This window comes from Rufibacter psychrotolerans (genome assembly GCF_016924645.1).
In the GTDB taxonomy this organism is placed as follows: domain Bacteria; phylum Bacteroidota; class Bacteroidia; order Cytophagales; family Hymenobacteraceae; genus Nibribacter; species Nibribacter psychrotolerans.
Map to the genome: position 1 here is coordinate 13203 of NZ_JAFFJV010000016.1, position 25735 is coordinate 38937.

A 25735-nucleotide genomic window follows, 5' to 3' on the forward strand; every position below is an offset into this window, starting at 1 on the left:
AGCACTTACCGGTGGGCACTCGCTTTTTGGTTTACCTTTTTCTTAGGCAGGGCCTTGAACACCTGGGTCGCCAGGTATGCGGCTCCTTCGTCGTTGGGGTGAATGCCGTCATAGGTCAGGTGGGGTTTGCCTACAAAGGGCGTGTACAGGTCAATGGTCTTTACCTTGGTCTGGCGGGCCACGTCCTTTATGGCCGGTACAATCTCGTCCTGGATAATGCTACCGGTTATGCCCCACTTCTCCTCAAAGGCCGGCAGCGGCAGGGCCAGGTAAATCTTGGGCTTGGAGGCCAGCGCCTTGAAGGAACGCACGAACGCCAGGTAGTCTGGCTTGAACTCGTCTTTGAACGCCCAGTTCTGAGGTTTGGAGTCGTTTGTGCCCAGTTTGATGATGACAATATCTGGCTGCCACGCCAGGGCCTCCTGGTACTTGTCTTCCTGCCAGTACGGCCGATTTCCTTTTTTGAGCAGCGTGCGCCCTCCCAGGCCAAAATTGCGCACCTCGTAGGCCTGCCCCAGGAGTTGCTGCAGCGCAGCCGGGTAAGGTTGCGTGAGCCCCGCCCCTTCCGTGATGCTATTGCCCACGCAGGCTACCTTAATCTTGTTTTGAGCCTGCGCGCCGAACGCCAACAGCAGCAGGCAACACAGGGCAAGCAGCGACAAGCCTTTGCTTTTCATGGTGAACTGGTTTAGTGATTGATCTCCCTAAAATGGGAATTCTTTTGCTGGTTTTAGGCCCGTTTCCGGAAAAACAGGCCCAAAACGATTTTGGTCCGGCGCCCCCCCCAAAGGCAGGGCCCCAACCCTACGGTAACTTGATGGATTTCGCCTCGCCCGAATAAGCAATGGTGGCATCTGGCTTCGCCTCAAAGTTGAGGGGCTTGGCCCTACCCGGCTGCACGTACACCACCTGGAAGGTTCGGTTCCTGAGCATACCATCAAAGTCTCCCTGGCGCTTGCCCACCGTCAGCGTCTTGCTGGCTTCATGGTAGGTGATGGGAATGGTGGCGAACTTGCCCTGCTCGTAATTGTAATTGGTGTTTTCGTCTTCGTACAGCTCAAAGCGGGCATCTTTGCCGCCGTACACGTACAGGGTGATGATGTCGGCGGGCTTTTCCAGGGCGTACTGCAGTTCCGGCCCGAACGGCAAAATGGAGCCTTCCTTCACAAAGAGCGGCAGGCGCTCATAGGGAGCATCGGCTTCAATCTGGCGGCCTCCTTTCTGGTACGTGCCATCGTAGAGGTTGTACCAGCCCGTGTTGGCGGGCAGATACAGGCTCCGGGTGGTGGCGTGGCGGGCGTACACGGGGTTCACCAACAGGCTGGGCCCAAACATGAACTGGTCGCCTATGTTCTGCACGTTTTTATCTACGCCGAAATCCATGATGAGCGGGCGCATGATGGTGCCGTGCTGGTGGTACACCTGCCCGGTGAGCGAGTAGATGTACGGCATGAGGCGGTAGCGCAGCTTGTTGTAGTACACGATAGACTGGTACGCCTTGTGGTCCTCCGGGGCTATGTTGAACACCTCCCGGAATGGGAACTGCCCGTGCGAACGGTACAGTGGCGTGAACGTGCCGTACTGGTACCAACGGGTGTTGAGCTCGCGCCACTCTTCCTGGGCATCCGGGGTCATAGGGCCGCGGTCATACTTGTTCTCCACGAAGAAGCCGCCAATGTCGGTGGTCCAGTACGGCAGGCCGGAGAGCGAGAAGTTGAGTCCGGCCGGAATCTGGCGCCCCATTTCCTCAAAGGTAGCAGCTATGTCGCCGCTCCAGGTGGCGGCCCCGTAGCGCTGCAGCCCGCCAAAAGCCGAGCGGGTCAGGATGAACACCCGGTCTTTGGGGTTGGTGTTGCGCTGGCCCTCATAGATACCTTTGTTGTGCTGCAGGACGTAGGCGTTGAAATACTTATCGGCGGGGCCCAGGTAGGTGGGGTTCATGAGCGCCTTGCGGTGCGCAATAGAGGCGTTGGAAAGAATGTCTGGCTCAGAGGCGTCTTGCCACCAGGCGTCTATGCCCATATGGTAGAGCTTTTGGTTAAGCAGGTCCCAGAACAGTTTTCGGCCCTCTGGGTTAAAAGCGTCATAAAACGTAGACACGTAGCCCTTGCCAATCCAGTCCCTGATCTGCTCTTTGATACTGGTTTTGTACAGCAGGCCTTTTTTGTCAAACTCTTTGTACGTGTCTATGCCCTCGTAGAACTTGGGCCAGGTGGAGATCATGAAGTGCACCTTGTGCTGGTCGTGCAGTTCCCTGATCCAGCCTTTGGGGTCTGGGAAGCGGGTCTCGTCAAACTCCTGGCTGCCCCACTGGTCCTCTTTCCAATAGGACCAGTCCTGCACAATGTTGTCCAGGCCAATCTTGCGGCGGCGGAATTCCTTGACCACGTTGGTGAGCTCGTCCTGGGTTTTATAGCGCTCGCGGCTCTGCCAGAAACCCATGGCCCACTTGGGCATCACCTGGGCCGCCCCGGTAAGCTGGCGATAGCCGGCAATAACGTCATCCAGGTTTTGGCCGTGCACAAAGTAGTAGTCCATTTTATCACCGGCCTCTGAGGAAAACGCGATTTTGTTCTGGTCTGCGGCCGGAATGGGCGGCAGGTAGCGCAGGGCCAGGTAAGACACGCCACCGTCTGGGTTCCACTCCAGCTTGAACGCGTGCTTCTGCCCTTTCTGCAGTGGGTGCTTGAACACCGAAAGGCCCGGGTTCCAGGCTTCGCGCCAGCGGTCCAGCAGCAGCTTGCCGTCAATCCAGACTTTCACGTAGCCGCTGGAGGGCATTTCAAAGCGGTGCTCGCCCGTAGCGGCCGACTCTATAAAGCCCTCCCAGGTCATGAGGCCACCATCCAGCTTGTAGCCCTGCGGAAACTCCTTCTGGTCTTCCAGGAACTCGTAGCTGATCTCGGACTCGGGCCGCACAATGGGGGCTTTGCCGGTTTTTGGGTCAAAGGCGTAGGTGGCGGTGAGGCCGCCGGGCTTCTGGTCTTTGCCGTAAAGCTTGAGGGTGGAAAGGGGTTGGTACGGGCGCACATCCCCAAACTTGGTGATAGAATTGTTGTCCCACAGAAGGCCGTAGTTCTTACTGGACACCAGGAACGGCACCACCGCCACTGAGTTGTATTGCGTGAGGTCTACCTGCCAGCCCCGGTAATTCATGAGCCCCGCCTGGTGCTGCCCCAGTCCGTAAAACGCCTCGTCTGGCGCTACGTTGAATGCTTTCTGCAACCGGTAACTCTGGGTGGTACCCAGCGTGACGGGCGCAAATGCCGGTTGGCCCTGGGTGTTTTCCTGCAGCAGCTGTTTCCCGCTTTGGTCAAAGAAAGCCACCGCCCCGTTCTCCGGCCCAATCTCTACCCGAAGGGCTTTGGTACTGACCACCAATTTGCCTTTCCTCTCCTGGAACTGCCAGTGGGCGTTGGGGTTCTTGTTCTCCAGCACCATCAGGCTTGGCTCCTCAGAGAACTTCTCCACCGGCGAGGCCGACACCTGCACGATGTTATCGGCCAGGACCCGCACCTTCACCATCTGCGGGCTGCCCGCGGTTGGCTTCGCCACTTTCACCACTACCCCGTCGGCAAGCTTCTGGTAACTTTTGTCTGCCGGTCTCTTGAAAGAAAACAGCCCCGCTACCAGGGCAAAACAAAGCACGTTTCTGATTTTCATTCTGTATCTACTCTCATTAGAAAAGCTGGTCCGCTGCCTCCTCCACCTGAACCCGAAAGGTAGGAAAAGCGCCCAAGTACAAAAGGTACCATTTGTTTCTTATAAGTGACAGATTTGTTAACAGGGGCAATAAAAGCAGATGGGCAGGGGACCAAATGTTTTGCCTGGGCAGCGCACGGTTCCTGAGACCGCCCTCTCCTCACCCCGCCGGCTGCCCAGAACACTCCTTTTAAGGCTCGCCTGTTTTTGCCCCATTTTCCCGGAAACAGCCCCAAAAAGCAGCGGTCTCCTTTGCGCATAGCGCAACCCCCCTGCACCTTGAAATAAGGAACCGAACCGGCGCACATGCCACCGTTTAAAAATTGTTTCCTTACCTTTGCCCCATGGAATTTACGGTACAACAGATTGCTGATTTACTCCAGGGCCAGGTGCAGGGAGATGGAAATGCCAAGGTGAATACCCTGGCCAAGATTGAGGAAGGCACCCCCGGAGCGCTTTCTTTTCTGTCTAACACCAAGTATGAACCTTACCTCTACACCACCGGAGCCACGGCGGTGATTGTGGCTAAGACCCTGGAGATCAAGCAACCCGTTTCCGCTAACCTTATTCTGGTAGAAGACCCGTATTCTGCTTTCTCCACCCTACTGGAAGTGTACCAGCAAGCGGTGGCCGCGGCCCGCCAGGGCGTGGAAGAACCCTGCTTTATGGGCGAGAACTCCACCATTGGCGAACGCCATTACCGGGGCGCCTTCTCTTACATTGGCAAGAACTGCAAGATTGGTACTGGGGTGCACCTCTACCCGCACGTCTACATTGGCGACAACGTGACCATCGGGGACCATACCGTTATCTACGCCGGCGCCAAGATCTACGCCGACACCAAAATAGGCAGCCACTGCGCCATTCATGCCGGGGCCGTGATTGGCAGCGACGGATTTGGCTTTGCGCCGCAGAAAGACGGTTCCTACAAAGCCATTCCGCAGATTGGCAACGTGGTGCTGGAAGACCACGTGCGCATTGGCGCCAACGCCACCATTGACTGCGCCACCATGGGCTCTACCATCATCCATGCCGGTACCAAAATTGACAACCTGGTGCAGATTGCCCATAACGTAGAGATTGGTAGCCATACCGTAGTGGCCGCCCAAACCGGTATCTCGGGTTCTACCAAGATTGGCAACTACTGCACCATTGCCGGCCAGGTGGGCATAGTAGGCCATATTTCCATTGCTGATAAGACCATTATTGGGGCGCAATCGGGCGTTTCCAAAACCATAAAAGAGTCGGGCACCATCATTCAGGGGTCACCGGCGTTTGATTACAAACAGAATTTAAGGTGCATGACGGTTTTCCGGAAACTGCCCGAGTTACAGAAACAGATAGAGGAACTCAGAGAAAACCGCTAACTTTAGCCCCTCTTTACCATTTAGTGCTTCATGAACGATAAACAGCATACCATAAAGGCGCCGGTAACGGTATCCGGGATTGGGTTGCATACTGGGGTAGTGTCTAACATGACCTTTCTGCCCGCTCCTATCAACCACGGGTATAAATTCCAGCGCATTGATTTGCCTGACCAACCTATTGTTGACGCCGATGTAGACAACGTGGTAGACCTCTCCCGCGGCACTACCATTGAACAGAACGGCGCCCGGGTCAATACCGTGGAGCACGTCTTGGCCGCCCTGGTGGGCCTGGAGATTGACAACGTCCTCATCCAGATTGACGGCCCCGAGCCTCCCATCATGGACGGTTCTTCTATCCTTTTCGTGAAACCCCTGCTGGAGGTGGGCCTGGAAGAGCAGAACGCCCTGCGTAACTTCTTTGAGGTGCCCGAGGAAATTATGTTCCGGGATGGTTCGCGCGAAACCGAGATCGCGATTCTGCCCCTGGATGACTACCGCGTCACCGTAATGGTAGATTACCACTCGCCGGTACTGGGTTCTCAGCACGCTTCCCTCACCGATCTGCGTCAGTTCAAGGACGAGATTGCCTCTTGCCGCACCTTCTGCTTCCTGCACGAGCTCGAAATGCTTTACAAGCAGAACCTGATCAAAGGCGGTGACCTGAGCAATGCCATTGTGGTGGTAGACCGTGTGGTGGAAGAGAACGAACTAGACTATCTGTCTGACCTTCTCAAAAAGCCCAAAGTGGCCGTGAAGAAGGAAGGAATCCTGAATAATGTGGACCTTCGGTACAAAAACGAACCGGCCCGCCACAAGCTCCTGGACCTGATTGGGGATTTGGCGCTGGTAGGCCGTCCGTTGAAAGGCCAGATCCTGGCCGCCCGGCCCGGACACGCGTCTAACGTGGCGTTTGCGAAGAAAATCAAGAAATACATCAAGGAAACGTCGGTGAAGAACGTGCCGGTGTATGACCCCAAGAAAACGCCCGTGATGGACGTGAACCGGATCATGCAGACCCTGCCCCACCGCTATCCGTTTGTCCTGATTGACAAGATCATCCATCTGGATGAGACCACCGTTACCGGGGTGAAGAACGTGACCATGAACGAGTCCTTCTTCCAGGGGCACTTCCCGGGCAACCCCGTGATGCCGGGCGTGATCCAGATTGAGGCCATGGCGCAGACTGGCGGGATTTTTGTACTGAGCACCGTGCCAGACCCCGAAAATTACTGGACCTACTTTATGGGCATTGACAAATGCCGCTTCAGACGTAAAGTTGTGCCAGGAGATACCATTGTTTTCAAATGCGAACTGTTGGCACCTATTAAACGCGGCATTGCCAGAATGCAAGGCCAGGCCTACGTGGGCGGGCAATTGGTCATGGAAGCCGAGATGTTAGCAAGTATCGTAAGAAAAGACGCATGAATCAGCCATTAGCTTACATCCACCCAGAAGCCAAGATTGCCACCAACGTGGTGGTAGAACCGTTTACCACCATCTCTAAGAACGTAGAGATTGGCGAAGGCACCTGGATTGGCCCCAACGTGACCATCATGGAGGGCGCGCGCATTGGGAAGAACTGCCAGATTTTTCCGGGTGCCGTGATTTCGGCCCCGCCGCAGGACCTCAAATACAAAGGCGAGCCCTCTACGGTATCCATTGGCGACAACACCATCATCAGAGAATGCGTGACCCTGAACCGGGGTACGGCCTTGGATAAAAACACCACCGCCATTGGCGCCAACTGCCTTATCATGGCCTACGTGCATGTGGCGCATGACTGTATCATTGGCAACAACGTGATTGTGGCCAACGGCGTGCAGCTGGCCGGCCACATTGTGATTCATGACCATGTGTTCATTGGCGGTACTTCTGCGGTACACCAGTTTGTGAGCATTGGGGCGCATGCCATGGTATCCGGAGGATCTCTGGTGCGTAAAGACGTACCGCCGTTCATCAAAGCAGCGCGTGAGCCGTTGTCCTACGCCGGGGTAAACTCCATTGGGCTGCGCCGCAGAGGTTTCAGCAACGAGCAGATCAACGACATTCAGCAGATTTACCGTATCCTGTTCATGAGCGGCCTTAACACGGCTTCTGCGGTAGACAAGATTGAGATTGACCTGTCACCTAGCCCGGAGCGCGATGAGATTGTGAACTTTGTGCGCAACTCCGGCCGGGGCATTATCAAAGGGTACCAAAAAGATGCAGATTAAGCTTACCTCTTTAGGCAAGCGCTTTAATTACGAGTGGATTTTCCGGAATCTGTCCTATGAGTTTGTCTCGGGCAAGGCGTATGCCGTGCTGGGGCACAATGGGTCCGGGAAATCCACTTTGCTTTCTATCCTGAGCGGGTACCAGCTGGCCTCAGAGGGCTCGGTGGCCTACGCGGCCCATGGGAAAGAGATTCCCGTGGAACAACTCTACCAGCACCTCTCCCTGGCGGCGCCTTACCAGGACTTGCTGGAGGAATTCACCCTGGAGGAGATGATTCAGTTCCACACCCGTTTCAAACGCCTGCGGGGCGTCACGCCCCAACAACTCCCCGACTTGCTGCAACTCCAGGCGGCCAGGCACAAGCTGGTGCGCGATTTTTCCTCGGGTATGCGGCAGCGCCTGAAACTGGGCCTGGCGCTCTACTCAGACACCTCCCTCCTGCTCCTGGACGAACCCACCACCAACCTGGACCAAGCCGGCGTGGCCTGGTACCTGGAGCATCTGGAACAAAACCGCAGAAACCGCCTGGTCATCATTGGCTCCAACGTGCCCCACGAGTACAGCTTCTGCGACGAGCAACTGCCCATTAACCAATTCCACTACAAAGCGCCGGACCGGAAAAGAGGGTAAAGCCCCGAGGCGTTTTGAGCTTGTTTTTAAGAAACTAACATCAAAAGAGACCCTCGTAGGACCTCCGGACCCTACGAGGTCCTGTGCATGAACCGCAGAGCAGCAAGGGCAAAAGATAATTTTATGAGGCGAGTTGCTCCAAATATTTTTGAAAGAACTGGAACAGCCTAAAAAGTAGCGACTACTCCAAAGACCTCATAGGGTCCGGAGGTCCAACGAGTGTCTCTGCCAAGGGCTTTTCATTTTCCGCCTCCTTTCCTAAAAACACCACCAAAACGCCCAAACTGAAAAAAGCCACCCAAACGGTGGCTTTCCCATATATGTAGTAAGATGGCGCAGATTCTGTTTTACAACAGAGAAAAGGCTTATATGTTTACTCGTTGGCCGGGTACATTTCCGGGGGCTCCTTTTCCTTGGTTTTCAGGATGAAGGGGCGCAGGGCCTCGGTCTCATCAAGGTACAGGAATGCATCGTAGCGCTCCGGAATGATGGTGGGCACGTAGTTGCCGTACTTCTCGCGGTTGGGGTCATAGACCACGCCTATGGCGCGGTGCGCGATCTGCTGCCGGGCCTCGTTGATCTCGCGGAGCTCCCTTGACAGCAGGATCTTGTCTGGCGGACCGGGCATGTGGTGCAGCCAGTCTTCCCAGGAACCCTCGCGGGCGGGCGGTACTTCCATCTTCTTCATGGGCGCTCCCCAGGAATCGCCGGCAATGACGGAGCCCTCATAGGAACCGAAGCCCGCCAGGTACACATTCTCGCGCCCGTACTGTTGGCGCGCCAGTTGCCCAATGTTGACCATCCCGGCCCGGGCCATGTCGGTGAAGCGGGCATCGCCGATGTGGGTGTTGTGCTCCCAGATAATGGCTTTGGCGTTGGGTCCGTGGAATTCCAGCAGCCGGTTCAGGGTCTCCATCATGTGCTCATCCCTGATGTTCCAGGAGTTGCCACCGCCTCGCACCATAGATTTGTAGTAGCGCTCAGCGTTCACGGCTACCAGGGCGTTTTGCTCGGCATCAAACACTGCCTCGGGATTAGTGGGTTCGCCCTGTTCCCGTTTGCCCAGTTCCTGCAGCATAGACACTACCTCTTCCTCGCAGTCTTCAGACACGTAGGCCACGGCCCGGGCGTATTCCTGCGGGTCTGAGCTGTAGGGCTCAAAGCACTTGAACGCTTCCTTGGCGGCTTTCACGGCCTGCCCGTCTTTCTTCTCCAGGTACTTCATGATGCGCTGCAACGAATCCCAGAGGCTGTAGACGTCTAGCCCGTAGAAGCCCACTTTGTTAGTGTTAGGCCGGTCATTGTGTTCTTTGAGCCACTCCACTAGCGCGGCTACTTCCCAGTTGCCCCACATCCAGGTGGGCCAGCGGTTGAAGTGCTTGAGCACGTCAGACACCTTGGTGCCGGGCTTGCAGTAGCCGCGTATGAACTTGTTGATCTGGTAACAGTCGGGCCAGTCGCCTTCCACGGCAATGAAGGTAAAGCCTTTCTCTTCAATCAGGCGCTTGGAAATGGCGGTGCGCCAGGCGTAGTATTCTGAGGTGCCGTGCGAGGCCTCTCCCAACATGACAATGCGGGCATCGCCAATGTCCTCCAGCAGAATATTCAGGTCAGCTTTGTTCTCCAGCCGATGGCACGGCAGTTTCAAATAAGTCATGGATTAAGGGCAAAATGAACTCCCTGCCTTTTACCCCCCAAGGCTTTTAAAAGTTTGCCCGTTTTTGGCCTATTTTTTCAGAAACAGGTCATTTACAGCAGCTTCTACATAGCTCAGTCTTTGAATAAGTACATCGCGCAGGCCCCGGCAACAGAATAGCTCTATTTTTTGCAAAGGCAGGGAAGCGCCCCCAAACCCGGCTGCCAGCCCTTGGTGTTGGACGGATTAAAACGAAAAAGTGGCGGCATCTGGTTAGACGCAGCCACTCCGTGATAATTGAATTTTACAATATTACCGTCCCCCGAAAACTCTTCGGAGCAGCTCGGTGGTGCGGGCCACCGGGTTTTCCCGGATGTTGGCTTCTTCCTGCGCCACCAGCGTAAACAGGCCGTCAATGGCTTTTTGCGTGGCGTAGGCCTCCAGGTCTGGGTTTACTTTCTTCACCATCGGGATTTTGTTGTAGCTGGTCACCAGCTGGGTGTAGTACTTGGTGGCGCTCACTTTGTCCAGTGACTGCTTCATGATGGGGCTGAACGCCGCCGTGAGCTGGCTGGTGGTGGTGCGCTTCAGGAACTGCGTGGCGGCGTCTTTCTCCCCGCGCAGGATGTTCCAGACATCGGTGAAGGTGAGCTGCTTGATGGCGTTGAGGAAGATAGGCCCGGCACTTTTTGCCGCATCCTCTGCCCCACGGTTGAGCGTGAGAATGAACTTGTCTACCTCAGCCCCCAGGCCAATCTGCCTGAGCGTGTTTTCTACCCGCTGCACATCGGGCGGAAAAGGAATCCTGATCAGGCTGTTTTTATAGAATCCATCGGGCTGGGAGGCCTGCGCCGTGCCTTTGTTGATGCCCTGCGACAGGGCTTGCTTCAGGCCATTGGCCACCTCGGTTTGGGTAAGCGGGCCCGCCGTGGTTTGCCCGGTTTGCTGCATCACGCCGCCAATGGCCTGTTGTACCTGGCTGGCCGTGCAGGAAGACAGGGCTATCATCAGCAGTCCGCTGAAAACAAAAGAGGGCGAGACTAGTTTCTTCATACGTGCGTACATGTTTATTACTTTTGACCTACGGTGGTCAAGGGGGCCCACGCATAAATCAAGCCAAATAAATGAAACAGGAAATATCGGCAGAAATCATCACCATCGGTGATGAGCTTCTGTACGGACAGGTCATTGACACCAACTCGGCCTGGATAGGTCAGGAACTGGCCAAAATAGGGATCAGGGTACGGCAGATCACCAGCATCTCAGACCAGCCAGACGCCATCTGCGCCGCCTTAACCCAGGCCCTCTCGCGGGCCCACGTTATTTTGCTCACCGGCGGCTTGGGCCCTACCAAGGATGACCTCACCAAACACACCCTGGCCCGCTTCTTTAACACGGAGTTGCAACTGCACCAGCCTTCGTTAGACGACGTGGAAGCTATTTTCAGGAAATACAACCGGCCCATGCTGGAAGTAAACCGGCAGCAGGCCTTTCTGCCGGCTACCTGCACGCCCATCCGCAATGCGCTGGGCACCGCGCCGGGCATGCTGTTTGAAGAGCAGGGCGCGCTCATTGTGTCTATGCCCGGGGTGCCGTTTGAGATGAAGCAGATGATGTCTGATTCTGTACTTCCGCGCCTACAGCAGCACTTTCAACTGCCGCAGATTGTCCACAAGGTGGTGCAGACCGTGGGCATTGGCGAGTCATTCCTGGCCGAGGCAATCGCCGAGTGGGAAAACAACCTTCCTCCAAATCTCAAGCTGGCGTACCTGCCGCACCTGGCGGGCGTGCGCCTGCGCCTGACCGGCATACCCGATGGCACACACGACCTGGAAGCCCAGCTGCAAGACCAATTAGCCAAGCTAACCCCACTCATTGCCGACCATATCTTTGCCTTCGGCGAAGTGACCCTGGAGGAAGCCATTGGACGATTGCTGAACGAACGGAACCTTACCATTTCCACCGCCGAGAGTTGCACCGGCGGCTTGGTGGCCCATAAGCTGACCAGTGTGCCCGGCAGTTCGGCGTACTTCATGGGCAGCGTGGTGGCCTACAGCAATGAGGTAAAGAAAGCTCAATTGGGCGTGCCCGCTGAAATATTGGAAAAACATGGCGCCGTAAGCGAGGAAACCGTGCGGGCCATGGCCGAGGGTGTAAGACACCTGCTGCACACCCATGTGGGCATTGCCACCAGCGGCATTGCCGGTCCGGATGGCGGCACCCCTGAAAAACCCGTGGGCACCATCTGGATTGCCTACGCAGACGCCCACCAAACCGTGGCCCGCAAACTAAATTACAACAAAACCCGCCAGCTCAATATAGAGTACACGGCCTTGCAGGTCCTGAACCTGGTGCGGCAAAGTTTACCGCCGCGGGTTGAGGAATAAGCAAAAAAGGCTAAATTTGCCTAACAACAGTTAGGTTCGTAGAGATCTGTTACCCGGCAAGGGCAATCATTCCCTGTTTTTTCTGTAACATTGTACTACCTATTGCTTACCCAACTGACGTATTCTGTTCCTTCATTAACCAATAATTGACTGACACATACCTATGGCTCTTGTAGAAATGGTGATGCCCAAAATGGGCGAAAGTATCATGGAAGGCACCGTGCTCAAATGGTTAAAGCAAGTGGGTGATACCATTGAACAAGACGAATCTGTACTGGAAGTAGCCACCGACAAAGTTGATACCGAGGTACCGGCCATCCACGGCGGGGTGCTGAAGGAGATTCTGGTGCAGGAAGGCCAGGTGGTAGCCGTTGGGGCCCCCATTGCCCTCATCAGCACCGGCGGCGATGACGCGCAGCCCACATCGGCTCCGGCGCAGGAGGCCGCTCCCACTGCAGCCCAGCCTGCTACCCAACCAGCCGCGCACCCGGCCGAAGCTCCGCAGGCATCGGCCCAGGTGACCCAACGCTTAGAGCAACCCGCCTCAGGCCGTTTCTACTCTCCTTTAGTACTGAATATTGCCCGCGAAGAAGGCATTTCTATGCAGGAACTGGAGTACATTCCGGGTACTGGCAAAGAAGGCCGTGTGTCTAAAAAAGATATCCTGGAATATGTAGCCAACCGCCAGAATGGCGCTCCCGCTGCACCAGCCCAACCCGTTCCTCAACCGGCTGCGGCTCCTGCCCCACAACCGGCGCCTGTTGCAGCTCCTCAGCCTCAGGCTGCTCCGGCGGCCAGCACTCCGGCAGTAACTCCGGCGCAGTCTTACAGCGGCAATGTGGAAATCATTGAGATGGACCGCATGCGCAAGATGATCTCGCAGCGCATGGTGGACAGCAAGCGGATTTCGCCGCACGTGACCTCTTTTGTGGAGGCCGATGTGACCAACCTGGTGAACTGGCGCACCAAGATGAAGGACGCTTACAAGAAGCGCGAGGGCGAGAACCTCACCTTCACTCCAATCTTCATTGAGGCCATTGTGAAAGCCATCAAAGATTTCCCGATGATCAACGTGAGCGTAGACGGCGACCGTATCATCAAGAAACGCGACATCAACATTGGGGTAGCCGTGGCCTTGCCATCTGGTAACCTGATTGTGCCCGTGATCCACAACGCCGACCAGATGAACCTGAACGGCCTCACCAAGAAGGTGAACGACCTGGCTAACCGCGCGCGTCTGAACAAACTTACCGCCGCTGATCTGGCCGACCCCACCTACACCATCTCCAACGTGGGCTCCTTCGGGAACGTCATGGGCACACCAATCATCATGCAGCCGCAGGTGGCTATTATGGCCGTTGGGGCCATCAAGAAGAAACCGGCGGTGATTGAGACTCCGGAGGGTGATTTGATCGGGATCCGGCAGTTCATGTTCCTGTCGCACAGCTATGACCACCGCGTGGTAGACGGTTCTTTGGGCGGCATGTTCGTGCGCCGCGTAGCGGATTATCTGGAAGGTTTCGATCCGAACACCACTATATAGATTTGAAGATTTGAAAATTGGGAGATTTGAAAACACTCTCCTGACCAGAAAGCCTCTCCTTTGCCGGAGAGGCTTTTCTGTTATGAGGTACGTTTCCAGCCCTTTTTCGGCAAAACAGCCTTAAAACGGAATTCAATAACCAACATCCCAAGAATATAGTAAAAGTGTTATCTTACCTTGAACAGACCATCTGACGTTTCTACCCTATGAAAAATGCGCTTTTACTCGTCATTATTGCCTTTCTACTTTTTCTGTCCATATTCTTCTACTGGAAGCAAAGTCAGGCCGAAACCGAGTTAGCCTCAGCCAATGAGAAAATCACCAGCCTGGAGCAGCAGATCCGGCGCATGACGAATAATATACCCGCAGATACGCTTCGGCCCACCCAGTCTACCCAACCAGAAATAGCATCCACCGAGACTGAGGAGAAAATCACCCCGCCGGAATCCACCACGTTTGAAGAGGAAATCGGTACGCTAAGCGAAAGCGATGTGCAGCGCCTCAAACGCAAAGGCCTCAGGAACCCGGAAGCCGACCTCATGAACGATGTCATGCGGAAGCAAAAAAGCCTGATTACTGCTTCTGGCAGTGTAGGCGGCACCATGGCCATCCGTGACGTTCGCATCCTTAACGATCGGTACGCCCTCGCTTACTTTGAAGACGGCCACAACGGCGGTTATGTCCTGCTTCGCTACTCTGTAGACAACGGCGCCATCACCTGGACCAGGCTGGATTCTTATACCATGTAGTGTTTCAGGCCTGTTTTCTGGAATATGAGCTTGAAATAGAGTAAAGAAATTCCTAAAAGCACTGGCGCGAGACTTCAGTCTCGTGACTTGGGATGAAGCGAGTCTCCAGACTCGCCGGGAACCACAAGCTAAAAGGACCTTTCTATGGCGCGGATTTACTTCCGTTCCTTGCCTGTGTTCTAAAGGCACGGAAGTAAATCCGCGCCATAGTTAACTCAGCCATGCGCGGTTTCGCTGCGGGGCAGCGAGGGTAGTCTGGAGACTACCCATCATCGGTAGGCACGAGTTGCAAACTCGCGCCAGCGGGTGAGAACGTAAAAGGCTTATAAACAAAAAACGGCTGCCCTGTTGAGAGCAGCCGTTTTCTTATTCATCAAATTTCAACTTCTATTCAGTAGGAAGCGCAGCGAGGCTCTGCTCCAAGGCGGCAATCTTAGCTTCTGCGTCTGATTGCTTTTTGCGTTCGGCGCTGATTACGGCTTCCGGGGCACCGCTCACGAAACGTTCGTTGCTCAGTTTCTTCACTACGCTGGCCAGGAAGCCTTTGGTGTAATCCAGTTCCTTCAGGAGGCGGGCGCGTTCAGCGGCGGCGTCAATGTTGCCCTCCATCGGGATGAAGAACTCAGAACTGTCTACCACGAAGGAAAGCGCGTTGTCCAGTTGCTGCTCGGTTTCCTGGATTTCGCTCAGGTTTGCCAGTTTGCTTACCAACGTTTCGTACCCCGCGATGGCGTTCTTGCCTTCCACCAGGCGCACGTGCAAAGCCAGCTTTTTGGCCGGCGAAATGTTCTTGCTGTTGCGCAGGTTCCGGATCTGGCCAACCACGTTGAGTACGTACTCTGTCTGCTTGAGCAGATCAGCGTCTACCCTACCTTGCTGCGGCCAGGAAGCCACTACCAGGCAATCTTTGGCAGTACGCTCTTTCATGGAGTTCCATATCTCCTCAGAGATGAACGGCATGAACGGATGCAGCACCTTCATGAGTTTCTCCAGGAATTCATTGGTGGCCTGCAACGTAGCCGCGTCAATAGGTGACCCGAAGGCTGGTTTGATCATCTCCAGGTAATTGGAGCAGAAATCATCCCACACTAGTTTGTACACGGTGAGCAGGGCATCGGAAATCCGGAATTTGTCAAAGTGGTCTTCCAGGGTGTTGAGCGCCTCGTTGAACTTGGAGTCAAACCACTTGATAGCCTTCTCGTTCGGGTTCGCTAAGGTCTCGTCAACTTCCCAGCCGTTGATCAATCTAAAAGCATTCCAAATCTTGTTGCTGAAGTTCCGGCCCTGCTCGCAGAGTTTCTCATCAAACAGCAAGTCGTTACCGGCCGGTGAGCTGAAGAGCATCCCCGCGCGTACGCCATCGGCACCGTATTTGTCAATCAGATCCAGCGGATCTGGCGAGTTACCCAGCGATTTGGACATCTTGCGGCCTTGGGCATCGCGCACAATCCCGGTGAGGTACACGTTTTTGAACGGCAACTCCTTGCGGAACTCGTATCCGGCCATGATCATCCGGGCCACCCAGAAGAACAGAATCTCAGGGGCTGTTACCAGGTCATTGGTGGGGTAATAGTACAGGATATCCTCGTTGTCCGGGTCTTTGAACCCATCGAACACCGAGATTGGCCACAACCAGGAAGAGAACCAGGTATCCAGCACGTCCTCGTCCTGACGCAGATCAGACAATTGCAGATCGGCGTTGCCGGATTTCTCACGGGCTTCGGTTAAGGCTTCCTCGGCGGTACGGGCTACCACAAACGTACCGTCTGGCAGGTAGTACGCCGGAATGCGCTGGCCCCACCACAACTGACGCGAGATACACCAGTCATGCACGTTCTCCATCCAGGAACGGTACATGTTCTTGAACTTAGGCGGATGCAGCTTGATGGTGTCGTTCATCACGTTCTCCAGGGCTGGTTTGGCCATGGCGTCCATTTTGCACCACCACTGCATAGACAGCTTGGGCTCAATCACGGCATCGGTACGCTCCGAGAACCCTACGTTGGTCACGGAGTCTTCCACCTTCTCCAGCAGGCCAGCCGCCTCCATGTCTTTGGTGATTTTCTTGCGCACCACAAAGCGGTCCTCGCCCACGTACAGGCCAGCGCGCTCATGGATAGTTCCGTTGTCGTTTAACACATCAATGCTAGGCAGGTTGTGCTTCACGCCCAGTTCATAGTCGTTGATGTCGTGGGCCGGGGTTACTTTCAATACCCCCGTTCCGAACTCGCGGTCTACGTACTCGTCAAATATGATGGGAATGGCACGGTTCACCAGCGGAATGATGGCTTTTTTGCCGGCCAGGTGCTTGTAGCGCTCATCCTCGGGGTGCACGCAGATAGCCACATCGCCCATGATGGTCTCGGGGCGTTTGGTGGCTACGGTGAGCACTTCGTCAGAACCTTCAATGGCGTAGCGCAGGTAGTACAGCTTGCCGTTTACCTGCTTGAAGTTTACCTCCTCGTCAGACAACGCCGTTAATCCCTGCGGGTCCCAGTTTACCATGCGCACACCGCGGTAGATGTGGCCTTTGCGGTACAGATCCACGAACACCTGAAGAACGGCATCGGTCATGTCTGGCTCCATGGTGAAACGGGTGCGGTCCCAGTCGCAGGAGGCACCCAGTTTCTTGAGCTGCTCCAGGATAATGCCACCGTATTTTTCTTTCCACTCCCAGGCGTATTCCAGGAACTCCTCGCGGGTAAGGTCACTTTTGTTGATTCCTTTCTCCTTGAGCATGTTCACCACGCGGGCCTCAGTGGCGATGGAAGCATGGTCAGTACCCGCTACCCACAAAGCCTCTTTGCCTTGCATGCGGGCGCGGCGCACCAGCACATCCTGAATGGTGTTGTTGAGCATGTGGCCCATGTGCAGCACGCCCGTTACGTTGGGCGGCGGAATTACCACCGTGTAAGGCTCTTTTCTGGGGTTTGGTTTAGACTTGAAGAAGCCGCGCTCCAGCCAGGTGGCGTACCACTTGTCTTCTACTTCTTTGGGGTTGTATGTTTTAGGAATTGACATCACTACAATGTGCTAATGTTTTTATGTGCTGATGTGCCACTAAAGCAGCGCCCGCACGAACCATGCGAAGCTACAAAAATAGCAAATTAGCCGATGTTAGTTGCCAGATATTGGTCAAGCTCTCTGCTAATGCTCCCGTTTTCAGGATGATTTCGGGAAAAGAGGGTAGAAACGATGCCGGTGGTGACACTCGTAGGACCTTCGAACACTACCAGGTCTGTTGCATGGCACCACCTGCTTCCGCTGGCGCGAGCCTCCGGCTCGTGTCCGCACGCATTCCCGAGATAACCAGATTCACTCTCTTCTGTCATCCTGCAAGGATCTTGTGTCAAACCAGACAAGCATTGGAGAGACACTACTGCCGTTTGCCCACAAGATTCTTTCAGGAGGACAAAAAGAAGGTATGCAATGCGTGGGGACACGAGCCAGAGGCTCGCGCCAGCGAACAAATAGTGGCTCCCGTTTCGGGTCAATTTTACAGAAACCAGCCCTGAAACGTCATAAAACAAAAAACCCGCACGAGGCGGGTTCCTGAATAGCTTTCTATGGAAAGATTAGCTGGCGTGCAACCACTCTTTCTTGGCTAACAAGGCTTCCTCGGTCTCGCGGTAATCGGGGTCATCCACGCAGCAGTCTACCGGGCAGACCGCGGCACACTGCGGTTCCTCGTGGAAACCGACGCACTCGGTGCACTTGTCAGAGACTATGTAATAAAACTCATCTGAGATAGGCGGTTGCGGGGCTTTGCCGTCCACTACTACGCCGCCGTCTTTTTCCACTTGGGTCAGAGAGGTACCATCGGCCCAGGTCCACTGTACGCCACCTTCATAGATAGCCGTGTTGGGGCACTCCGGCTCGCAGGCGCCGCAGTTGATACACTCATCCGTAATCATTATAGCCATAATCGTATCTCCTGTTTCTTTTTAGTAATTTCGCGCCGCCCTGGGCACGCCATTCCGCGCACAAAAGTAATAGGTTATGCGCATTGTATCAAACGTTTCTCACGCTTCCACTGTTTCCCCAATATGCTTACCTTAGAAAACAGACTTTCCGCTTTTATACAACTGGGAGATTACCTCCGCACCTTACCCGAAGAGGAACGCCGCTACCTGGCCCGCCGGGCCGGCCAGCACAATAACTTCTTTGACTTCCCCAACGTCTCGGCGGCGCTGGACGGCATTGCCAGCATGTTGCAGAAAGACCAACTGGAGGCCTGGGTGGCTCAATATGATATTCCCCAAACCAATCCTTCGCCTAAGAAAGTGGGCGTGGTCATGGCGGGGAACATTCCGGCCGTGGGTTTCCATGACGCGCTTTGTATCCTGATTACCGGCCATGTGCTGCAGGCCAAGCCCAGCTCAGATGACCCTTTCCTGCTGCCGCACCTGCTGGGCAAGCTGGTGGAGATTGAACCGCAGTTTCAGGAGCAGATTCAACTGGTGCAGATGCTAAAGGAGTCTGACGCCATTATTGCCACTGGCTCTGACAACACGGCCCGCTACTTTGAGTATTACTTTGCCAAGCGCCCCAACATTATCAGGAAAAACCGCACCAGTGTGGCCGTGCTCACCGGCGAGGAAACCCAGGAAGAATTAGCGGCCCTTGGCGATGACATCTTGCAGTACTATGGCCTGGGCTGCCGAAACGTGGCCAAAGCCTACGTGCCCCAGGACTACGACTTCACTCCGTTTTTTGAAGCCATTCAGTCTAAACAGGAGGTAGCCAACCACCACAAGTACCAGAACAACTACGACTACAACAAGTCCATTTACCTGGTGAACGGCGTGCCGCACCTGGACAACGGTTTCCTGATGGTGACCCAAAGCCAGCAGTTGGTCTCCCCCATCTCGGTCCTTTTCTATGAGCCGTATACCACTAAGGAAGACCTGGCCCAGAAGCTGGAGGCGGTGCAGGAGAAGCTGCAATGCGTGGTTTCCAAGGAAGCGCACTGGCCCCAGAGCTTCGCCTTCGGGCAAGCGCAGTGCCCCTCTGTGAAGGATTACGCCGATGGCGTGGATACCATGGAATTCTTGCTTAAATTGTAATATCCTTTAGGGCCGTTTCTTAAAAAGTAGCCCTAAAACGCGTTTTTTCACGGTGGCAACAGATTTCATGCAGCTTTATTGCATAAAATATCGTTTGCAGATGTAATAAATTCTTTATTCATTGGTATACCGACTAACATCAAACACGCTTACCATGGAAAAAACCCTGCCCCACCACCAACTGATTGAGAAGGAAATCATACCGCAGCTACAGTTCGGACAAGAGGACGTACTACCCGATAAAGAATCTAAGGTAAGGCGTCAGCATGATCTGGAACGCGCCAGCCGTTTAGGCAATGGCTACCAGGGAAAGGTAGAACTCTCCTTCCAGGTGGTCACCGGCGATGTGCTTCGGGTACAGACTACCATCTGGCAAGTTGACAAGGAATTCACCACCATCAAATCTGGGGTTACCTTGCCCACCCGCTCCATCTTAGGAGTGGAGTTCTTCTAAGCAAGACGGCGTACGTTACATCACATTTACTGATAAAGCAGAAAAGGCCTTTGGTGTTCAACCAAAGGCCTTTCTCTTGCAGCGGGTTTACGGTGCTATTCTGCTATTGGCGATAGCATCGCCTAAAGCCTACTTCTGCTGAACAGTCATTCTGGGGCTTAATTTTAAAAACCAGCCTCAAAACGTAAACACCAGCGTACGCCTGGGCCAGTCATCAGCCAGAGGCTAGGCTCGCAAGCGGAGGAAATCTGGGCATTAGATTCTCTCCAGCACTTTCAGAATCAGGTCATCAATCACTTCCTCGGCATTTTGAGCGAACTGGTGGGTAATGCGGTTGGCCACAATGGCGTTGAGCGAAAGCACCTCGTGCCCCAGCAGGCGGCCCAGGCTGTAGATGCCGGCGGTTTCCATCTCAAAGTTGGTGAACCGTACGTCCTCAAACCGGAACGCCTGCAGCTTTTCAATTACGCCTTCAATCTTGGGCTGCAGGCGCAGCAAACGGCCCTGGGGGGCGTAGAACCCAGGGCAGGTGAACGTGTTTCCGTGAATCATGTCTCCGGCAATCTGTTCCCGCAACAGGTCTGAGCCTTTGGCGCAGTAGGGCAGGAACCCCAGCCCAAGGGCCAGTTGCAGGTTCACGGCAATCTCGGTCTCGTAGCCGGTTTCCATGAGCGGGTAGAACTGCATAAGCGTGTCTAGCCCCACGGCGTACTCAGTGGCCAGGTGGCTGCCCAGCGGCACGTCTTCCTGCAGAGCGCCGGAGGTGCCAATGCGCACAATCTTGAGGGCGATGCGGTCTTCAGGGGCCACTGGTTCGCGACTCACGAAGTCTATGTTCACCAGCGCGTCCAGCTCGTTCAGCACGATGTCAATGTTGTCCGTCCCGATGCCCGTAGACACCACCGAGATCCGCTTGCCTTTATAGTAGCCGGTGTGCGTGACAAACTCGCGCTTGGCCACCTGCACCTCCATGGAATCAAAGTGGCGGCTCACGCGGGCCACGCGGTCCTGGTCGCCCACGGTGATGATGGTGTCAGAGATCATCTCGGGCAGCAGGTTCAGGTGGTAGATGCTGCCATCGGCGTTCAAAATCAGTTCAGACTCCGGAATACGGGCCATAGGTTCATAGTTTTAGGTGGTGGAATCCCTTTTTGCCTTCGCCTTAGGCGGAAGCAGGAACGTTTTTGGTCATTCTCAAATCAGAGCCATCGGCCAGAGGCCGAAAGCAACTCACACCCGCCAGAGGCGAGCGAGGGAAATATAAAACAGAAAAGCGCCCGACACTGCTTACTTCTGAAGCAACATCAGGCGCTTTCTTCACAAATTATCTTCTTTATACAGCCTTGGGTTGCTCCGTCTTGCGTCGGGTCAGGCCTTTGTACGGGTTGTAGCCGTTGGTGTTTTTCTGGTAATACCCAGTGCCGTCATAGGGACGCTTGTCGGGGTGTTCCTGGCAGGTGGTGGAGCAGGCGCCGTCCATCTTGGTGCCGCATTCCTCGCAGATGGGCACGTGCAGGTTGCAGTGCGGGTTGGCGCAGTTTACCATACGGGCCGAGGGCGTGCTGCACACGTGGCAGCGGGAAATCACCACGGGGTTTACGGTGTTCACGTCTACGGCCACGCGGTTGTCAAACACGTAGCATTTGCCCTCAAAGTCCTCGCCGCCGGCTTCCATGCCGTACTTGATGATGCCCCCGTGCAACTGATACACGTTTTCAAAGCCTTTCTCCAGCAGGAACGCACTGGCTTTTTCGCACTTAATGCCGCCGGTGCAGTACGTCAGGATTTTCTTGCCCTCGTACTTCTCCTTCAGTTCGTCCAGCTTTTCGGGGAATTCCCTGAAGTTTTCAATGTCCAGCGTGACGGCGTTCTTGAACTTGCCCATGCTGTGCTCATAGTCTGAGCGCACGTCCAGCACCACCACGTCATCCTGGTCTTTCATCTCCTTGAATTCCTGCGGCGACAAGTGCACCCCGGTGCGTTGGGTGGGGTCAATGTTACGCAGGCCGGCGTGTACAATTTCGGGCTTGTGCCGCACGTGCAGCTTGGTGAACGCGTGCTCGTCGGCGTAGTCCACCTTGAAGTCGATGCCCTCAAAACGTGCATCGGCCTTTACAGCAGCCATATAGGCCTCGCAGTCTTCCACCAGGCCCGAGACGGTTCCGTTCAGGCCCTCAGACGCCACAATAATGCGGCCCAGCAGGTTCAACTTAAGACACAGCAGGTGGTGCTCCTCCCGGAAAGCCTCTGGGTCTTCAATCTTGGTGTAATGGTAATAGAGTAAGATACTGTACTTTTTCATACGGCTTAGTTTCAGACTAAGTGTAAAATGTAGTGAGACATAAGACACAAGATTCAAGACATAAGACTCTCTTCTTGAGTTCTAATTTTGGGCAAATTTACAGAAAACAGCCCGAAAACGGAAAATGACAAATATCAGTCCTGAGTTCTGAGTCTGTAGTCCTGAGTCTCCTTCATTGGGATAACAGAAGTCCTGTGGCTTATGTCTTGCGTCCTGTGTCTTTCTAAACCGGTTTGGCCGGGTTCCCGAAGACGGTTTGTTTGGCAGCCACATCGGCCACTACCACTGCTCCGGCGCCCACGCGGGCATTCTTCCCAATTTTCACCCCCGATACGATTACGGCCCCCGTGCCAATGAAAGCCCCTTCGGCGATGGTGACGCCCGCGTTGACCATGGCACCGGCCCCTAACTGCACATGATCTTCCAAAACGGCATTGGTGTCTACCACAGCCCGTCCGCCAATGATGCAGCCGTTGCCCACCTTAGCGTTGGCGTTCACGATGGCACCGGCCTGCACGAAGTTACCGTGCCCCAGCCAGGCGTGCTCAGACACGTAGCTGAACTTATGGATGGCGTTCACGGGCACCACCTTGTAATCTTCCTTGAGCATGTTGGTGAGGCTTTTGCGCGCGGCCGTATCTTCGGCGGCCACAAACACGTCACATTTCTCGCCTAGCATTTTGAGGAAATTCTCGTCCTCGGTGTTGCCCATCACGGTGATCTCGTTCACCTCTTGTTGCTGCAGGGCTACTTTGTCGTCTAGAAAGCAATACACAATGACGTCGTTGCTCTGGAAAGCATCTAACGCCAGCACGCCCAACTCCTGGGCGCCTAATATGATTACGGGATTTTGCATGGTCTTTACTTTTGGTGTATGTACGGCTGTCCTGCGGGAAAGCCTACGGTGCCTCTTCCTGCCAGAAAAGAGGCTTGGGTGACGCCTGTTTTCAGAAAAACGGATCGAAAACAATCGGCCCGCAAAAATAGGCAAAGAAAACCGAATAGGTTACCTTCTCCTGGAAGACAGCCGCTTGATCCAGTGAGGGATTGGCCCCCAACTTATCACCACTAACAAAAAGAAGGGTAGTAATGGTGCCCGGTATCGGTGCAGAGAACCCAGGTTAGGCGTGGGAAGCGTCACCAATACCGCCGAGATTATGAAAAAGACGAGCAAAGCGGCTAAGAAAGAAGGTAGCTGAGGGAGCCTTCTAGTTTTAACCAGTTGAAACACGCACAGCAATACAACTAGAACCAGAACGAGGCTTTCAACAGCCATGAGCTTGTAGAGCAGAGGCGCGGGCTCCCAGATAAACGGCCTGCATAGCATCTGAAACACGGCAGACGGCGCGTGCAACACCACAGAAACCACAGTAGGCTGTAAGTGGGGAAACGCCAAGTGCGGTTTGGAGAGATCCGTGATTGCCAGAAGGTTGTGGTAGTTCCAGAGAATGTGCCGGACGAAGAAATCAAGCTTAAAGGTAGGATGGGCAAAAGAGGCTATAAACGCTCCTATTACCAGTAGCCCCAACCAGACCATGCACTGCCTTGCCGTCGGCCGGAGCCACTCTACCCGGTTCACCAGCCATTTCACCGCCAGGAAAGTGGTTAAAAGCACCAAAACAACGGCTGCCAAAAAGAACTTAATGCGCCAGAGCAGCCAAATGCAGGGGAAAAGCCATAGCAGCGGTCTCCAGGACTCAGCTACTTTGGTTGCCTTGTAAAGCTGCAGGAACAGCCCTACCGTAAGGCAAAGACTTCCCATGAAGAGCGCATCTTTGGTGACACCGCTGGTCCAGAAAACCACCGAGGGGAAGTACAAAAAAGCAATGAGGGCTCCCATCCTAAACTGCGGAAAGTATTCGCCAAGCTTTTGAACCAGGAACCAGCATCCCCAGAAACTGAACAAAGAGAGGTAGGCTCCGCTCCACCAGTAAGAGCTGTTGGTTAAGAAATAGAAGAGGCTGAGCGGCTTCAGGAAAAACAGAGAATTGGAGTACGTACTCCAACCTATGCCAGTGTCAGTTACATCATTAAAAAACAGGAACCTAAGGTACCAGGACGGGTTTTGTGTTGCGGCCTCCACCACCTTCAGGGTTGCGGTATGACTGGTCCAAGTATCTCCACCTTCGTCTAAATAGTTCAAATAAATCCACCCTAAAACAACCCCGCACCCAAGTTTGAACAACAAAGCTGACCAGAAAACCAAGCCCAAGCCTTTTCCCCGCACAGGCTGCCAAAGCAGATACACCAACAAAAAGAAAACGGGAAGGTGGAGCCAATCGGCGAGTTGGTTCATGCGGGAGAGAGGTTCTGTTTCATCAGGCGGTGCCCGACCACGCAATGTACGCATTTTCGGGGAGTGCAGTAGCCATGGTAGAGCCCCAGGAGTGCCTGGGAATCTCCGGCCGATCTGTGCGGGAAGCCCAAACCGGTGAACAGGCGAGTGATGCTGTTGTGCTCCTTGCTCATGCTTTCCAGCAGGTCTACCGCTTTCTCCTGAAAGGCTCCTTTATCTATGCGGCGGCTGTAGGCTACCAGCAGGGGCGCTACCACGTTAATCAGGAGTCCGTCAACACTCTCGTCGCCCATTCCTGGCAGAGGAGTTTTGGCGGGTTTACCGGGCCCGTAATGCTGCTGCCAGTAGCGGGGCGGCACCTGCTTAAAGAAGGCATGGTACTCCTGTTTTGTCTCACAGGCCACCAATCCCGACCACAGGTGCTCATGGGCTTGCAACACGGCCAACCATTGGGCTACCCTTACCGCCGGGAAATTGGCAGGCCTGAGCCTAAGGTAATTCCAGGCGCTCTGCGGAAGAGCCGGGGGCAGCGAATGCTTCTTCGCCAGGTATTGGTGCTCCTTCGCCATGCTTGTCAGGTACTCTTCCTGTAGTTCTGCCTGGCCCGCCTGTAACAACCCGGCCTGCCCAAACACCAGGGCCTCCAGTTGCTTCGCGGAGTGCCGGTAGCGTTTCACCAAGCCTAGGGGCAGGACCTGTACCAACCTCAGGAAGCCTTCCTGGTTAATCTTAAACCCGAACCCGGCCGCCATGGTCTGGTACACGGTGCTTTCCCAATCCTGTTTGTTTTGCTCCAGCCGCTCCAGCACCACCTTGGCTTTGGCTTCAAGCCGTTCCAGCAGCGTTTTGTCCATCATGGAGGATTTATAGACCGGATCTACCTGCGGGAGCTGCGGGGCGCAGGGAATCACTTCCTGGCTCCAGACCAGCTCCTGGTATTTGGCCTGCAAGGGCAGCGCTGTCCGGCCCCGCAGTTCCAGGGTGGGCATCAGGGTTCCTTCTTCCCGGAGAACGGGTTCATCGTTTTCCCACACTACGTGCAGCACCACCTGGTTGTACCGGGCATCGTGCTGGTGTTGGTGCCGGCGCCAGTCAGAGGCCTTCAGGTGCAGTTCCACGCTGCCCACCCATTCGGTATCGCCAATCCTGATCCGGGCCCCGGTAAAATCCGGGCCGGCGTTGGAGCGGTTGTAGAAGCCAGGATGCAGCACGACCACTGCTTCACCGGTGGTGGTCAGCAGACCTGCTTTCCCGAAGTACTGGTAGCGCCAGAGGTAGTGCAGGAAGTCTTCTTTCATGGAACAGCCTTTCACGTGTCTCTGCTCATACGCAGGCGCACATGAAAGGCTGCTTTGAGACCTCTGCTGGAGAAGGCTTTCTGTTTTAGGG

20 protein-coding genes are annotated in these 25735 nt (G+C 54.9%); 9 read left to right on the top strand and 11 right to left on the bottom strand.

Annotation, left to right across the window (positions count from 1 at the left end):
- Window positions 1-5: 5 nt before the first annotated feature.
- Together JT718_RS15595 and JT718_RS15600 are read right to left on the bottom strand one after the other, a co-directional pair.
- Window positions 6-677 carry a GDSL-type esterase/lipase family protein gene (locus JT718_RS15595; RefSeq protein ID WP_205503651.1) on the bottom strand — a complete coding sequence of 224 codons (672 nt, stop codon included), beginning with the start codon at window positions 675-677 and terminating at the stop codon, window positions 6-8.
- A gap of 127 nt (window positions 678-804) precedes the next feature.
- Window positions 805-3663: a TIM-barrel domain-containing protein gene (locus JT718_RS15600; protein ID WP_205503652.1), complete on the bottom strand. Its 2859-nt coding sequence runs from the start codon at window positions 3661-3663 to the stop codon at window positions 805-807.
- A gap of 383 nt (window positions 3664-4046) precedes the next feature.
- Here JT718_RS15600 and lpxD point away from each other — a divergent pair, with 383 nt between their 5' ends.
- From lpxD to JT718_RS15620, 4 genes are read left to right on the top strand one after another with little or no spacing between them, the layout of a single operon-like run.
- Window positions 4047-5069, top strand: coding sequence for a UDP-3-O-(3-hydroxymyristoyl)glucosamine N-acyltransferase (lpxD, locus tag JT718_RS15605; protein ID WP_205503653.1), 1023 nt, complete (start codon window positions 4047-4049; stop codon window positions 5067-5069).
- 30 nt (window positions 5070-5099) lie between these two features.
- Window positions 5100-6494 carry a bifunctional UDP-3-O-[3-hydroxymyristoyl] N-acetylglucosamine deacetylase/3-hydroxyacyl-ACP dehydratase gene (locus JT718_RS15610; protein ID WP_205503654.1) on the top strand — a complete coding sequence of 465 codons (1395 nt, stop codon included), beginning with the start codon at window positions 5100-5102 and terminating at the stop codon, window positions 6492-6494.
- Window positions 6491-7282, top strand: a complete 792-nt coding sequence (lpxA, locus tag JT718_RS15615) for an acyl-ACP--UDP-N-acetylglucosamine O-acyltransferase (RefSeq protein WP_205503655.1) — start codon at window positions 6491-6493, stop codon at window positions 7280-7282. Before JT718_RS15610 ends, lpxA begins: the two co-directional genes overlap by 4 nt.
- Window positions 7272-7913, top strand: a complete 642-nt coding sequence (locus JT718_RS15620) for an ABC transporter ATP-binding protein (protein ID WP_205503656.1) — start codon at window positions 7272-7274, stop codon at window positions 7911-7913. Before lpxA ends, JT718_RS15620 begins: the two co-directional genes overlap by 11 nt.
- Window positions 7914-8286: 373 nt before the next feature.
- Here the strand turns inward: JT718_RS15620 and JT718_RS15625 are convergent, their stop codons facing one another.
- Window positions 8287-9570 carry an erythromycin esterase family protein gene (locus JT718_RS15625; protein ID WP_205503657.1) on the bottom strand — a complete coding sequence of 428 codons (1284 nt, stop codon included), beginning with the start codon at window positions 9568-9570 and terminating at the stop codon, window positions 8287-8289.
- Window positions 9571-9861: 291 nt separating this feature from the next.
- A complete protein-coding gene (locus JT718_RS15630; protein WP_205503658.1) occupies window positions 9862-10602 on the bottom strand; it encodes a DUF4197 domain-containing protein in 741 nt (246 codons plus the stop codon).
- A 71-nt stretch (window positions 10603-10673) separates the two neighbouring features.
- Here JT718_RS15630 and JT718_RS15635 point away from each other — a divergent pair, with 71 nt between their 5' ends.
- The 3 genes from JT718_RS15635 to JT718_RS15645 all read left to right on the top strand — a co-directional run bounded on the left by JT718_RS15635 (window position 10674) and on the right by JT718_RS15645 (window position 14228).
- Window positions 10674-11936 (top strand): competence/damage-inducible protein A, encoded by a 1263-nt coding sequence (locus JT718_RS15635; protein WP_205503659.1) that lies wholly within the window; start codon window positions 10674-10676, stop codon window positions 11934-11936.
- Between the two features lie 163 nt (window positions 11937-12099).
- Window positions 12100-13479, top strand: coding sequence for a dihydrolipoamide acetyltransferase family protein (locus JT718_RS15640; RefSeq protein ID WP_205503660.1), 1380 nt, complete (start codon window positions 12100-12102; stop codon window positions 13477-13479).
- 206 nt (window positions 13480-13685) lie between these two features.
- Complete coding sequence (locus JT718_RS15645) at window positions 13686-14228, top strand: coiled-coil domain-containing protein (protein WP_205503661.1); 543 nt, start codon at window positions 13686-13688, stop codon at window positions 14226-14228.
- Between the two features lie 387 nt (window positions 14229-14615).
- On the opposite strand, the gene JT718_RS15650 is transcribed toward JT718_RS15645, so the two are convergent.
- Window positions 14616-17249: a valine--tRNA ligase gene (locus JT718_RS15650; RefSeq protein ID WP_205503662.1), complete on the bottom strand. Its 2634-nt coding sequence runs from the start codon at window positions 17247-17249 to the stop codon at window positions 14616-14618.
- 554 nt (window positions 17250-17803) lie between these two features.
- The gene (locus JT718_RS15655; protein WP_205503663.1) at window positions 17804-18151 is read right to left on the bottom strand and encodes a 4Fe-4S dicluster domain-containing protein; all 348 of its coding nucleotides are present in this window, start codon (window positions 18149-18151) and stop codon (window positions 17804-17806) included.
- Between the two features lie 123 nt (window positions 18152-18274).
- Here JT718_RS15655 and JT718_RS15660 point away from each other — a divergent pair, with 123 nt between their 5' ends.
- Together JT718_RS15660 and JT718_RS15665 are read left to right on the top strand one after the other, a co-directional pair.
- Window positions 18275-19294, top strand: a complete 1020-nt coding sequence (locus JT718_RS15660) for an acyl-CoA reductase (protein WP_205503664.1) — start codon at window positions 18275-18277, stop codon at window positions 19292-19294.
- 154 nt (window positions 19295-19448) lie between these two features.
- The gene (locus JT718_RS15665; RefSeq protein WP_205503665.1) at window positions 19449-19748 is read left to right on the top strand and encodes a hypothetical protein; all 300 of its coding nucleotides are present in this window, start codon (window positions 19449-19451) and stop codon (window positions 19746-19748) included.
- Between the two features lie 255 nt (window positions 19749-20003).
- Here the strand turns inward: JT718_RS15665 and JT718_RS15670 are convergent, their stop codons facing one another.
- The 5 genes from JT718_RS15670 to JT718_RS15690 all read right to left on the bottom strand — a co-directional run bounded on the left by JT718_RS15670 (window position 20004) and on the right by JT718_RS15690 (window position 25644).
- A complete protein-coding gene (locus tag JT718_RS15670; protein WP_205503666.1) occupies window positions 20004-20867 on the bottom strand; it encodes a nucleoside phosphorylase in 864 nt (287 codons plus the stop codon).
- A 214-nt stretch (window positions 20868-21081) separates the two neighbouring features.
- Window positions 21082-22050 (bottom strand): oxygen-dependent tRNA uridine(34) hydroxylase TrhO, encoded by a 969-nt coding sequence (gene trhO, locus JT718_RS15675; RefSeq protein WP_205503667.1) that lies wholly within the window; start codon window positions 22048-22050, stop codon window positions 21082-21084.
- Window positions 22051-22273: 223 nt separating this feature from the next.
- Window positions 22274-22906 (bottom strand): NeuD/PglB/VioB family sugar acetyltransferase, encoded by a 633-nt coding sequence (locus JT718_RS15680; protein WP_205503668.1) that lies wholly within the window; start codon window positions 22904-22906, stop codon window positions 22274-22276.
- A gap of 150 nt (window positions 22907-23056) precedes the next feature.
- On the bottom strand, window positions 23057-24346 hold the full coding sequence (locus JT718_RS15685) for a hypothetical protein (RefSeq protein ID WP_205503669.1): 1290 nt from the start codon (window positions 24344-24346) through the stop codon (window positions 23057-23059).
- Entirely contained in the window at window positions 24343-25644 is a 1302-nt protein-coding gene (locus JT718_RS15690; protein WP_205503670.1) for a DUF2851 family protein, read from the bottom strand. Before JT718_RS15690 ends, JT718_RS15685 begins: the two co-directional genes overlap by 4 nt.
- Between the last annotated feature and the right edge of the window lie 91 nt (window positions 25645-25735).

Excerpts from the sequence above, each read along its gene's own strand:
- JT718_RS15595 (WP_205503651.1), bottom strand. The coding sequence starts at position 677 with ATGAAAAGCAAAGGCTTGTCGCTGCTTGCCCTGTGTTGCCTGCTGCTG.
- JT718_RS15600 (WP_205503652.1), bottom strand. The coding sequence starts at position 3,663 with ATGAAAATCAGAAACGTGCTTTGTTTTGCCCTGGTAGCGGGGCTGTTT.
- lpxD (WP_205503653.1), top strand. The coding sequence starts at position 4,047 with ATGGAATTTACGGTACAACAGATTGCTGATTTACTCCAGGGCCAGGTG.
- JT718_RS15610 (WP_205503654.1), top strand. The coding sequence starts at position 5,100 with ATGAACGATAAACAGCATACCATAAAGGCGCCGGTAACGGTATCCGGG.
- lpxA (WP_205503655.1), top strand. The coding sequence starts at position 6,491 with ATGAATCAGCCATTAGCTTACATCCACCCAGAAGCCAAGATTGCCACC.
- JT718_RS15620 (WP_205503656.1), top strand. The coding sequence starts at position 7,272 with ATGCAGATTAAGCTTACCTCTTTAGGCAAGCGCTTTAATTACGAGTGG.
- JT718_RS15625 (WP_205503657.1), bottom strand. The coding sequence starts at position 9,570 with ATGACTTATTTGAAACTGCCGTGCCATCGGCTGGAGAACAAAGCTGAC.
- JT718_RS15630 (WP_205503658.1), bottom strand. The coding sequence starts at position 10,602 with ATGAAGAAACTAGTCTCGCCCTCTTTTGTTTTCAGCGGACTGCTGATG.
- JT718_RS15635 (WP_205503659.1), top strand. The coding sequence starts at position 10,674 with ATGAAACAGGAAATATCGGCAGAAATCATCACCATCGGTGATGAGCTT.
- JT718_RS15640 (WP_205503660.1), top strand. The coding sequence starts at position 12,100 with ATGGCTCTTGTAGAAATGGTGATGCCCAAAATGGGCGAAAGTATCATG.
- JT718_RS15645 (WP_205503661.1), top strand. The coding sequence starts at position 13,686 with ATGAAAAATGCGCTTTTACTCGTCATTATTGCCTTTCTACTTTTTCTG.
- JT718_RS15650 (WP_205503662.1), bottom strand. The coding sequence starts at position 17,249 with ATGTCAATTCCTAAAACATACAACCCCAAAGAAGTAGAAGACAAGTGG.
- JT718_RS15655 (WP_205503663.1), bottom strand. The coding sequence starts at position 18,151 with ATGGCTATAATGATTACGGATGAGTGTATCAACTGCGGCGCCTGCGAG.
- JT718_RS15660 (WP_205503664.1), top strand. The coding sequence starts at position 18,275 with ATGCTTACCTTAGAAAACAGACTTTCCGCTTTTATACAACTGGGAGAT.
- JT718_RS15665 (WP_205503665.1), top strand. The coding sequence starts at position 19,449 with ATGGAAAAAACCCTGCCCCACCACCAACTGATTGAGAAGGAAATCATA.
- JT718_RS15670 (WP_205503666.1), bottom strand. The coding sequence starts at position 20,867 with ATGGCCCGTATTCCGGAGTCTGAACTGATTTTGAACGCCGATGGCAGC.
- trhO (WP_205503667.1), bottom strand. The coding sequence starts at position 22,050 with ATGAAAAAGTACAGTATCTTACTCTATTACCATTACACCAAGATTGAA.
- JT718_RS15680 (WP_205503668.1), bottom strand. The coding sequence starts at position 22,906 with ATGCAAAATCCCGTAATCATATTAGGCGCCCAGGAGTTGGGCGTGCTG.
- JT718_RS15685 (WP_205503669.1), bottom strand. The coding sequence starts at position 24,346 with ATGAACCAACTCGCCGATTGGCTCCACCTTCCCGTTTTCTTTTTGTTG.
- JT718_RS15690 (WP_205503670.1), bottom strand. The coding sequence starts at position 25,644 with ATGAAAGAAGACTTCCTGCACTACCTCTGGCGCTACCAGTACTTCGGG.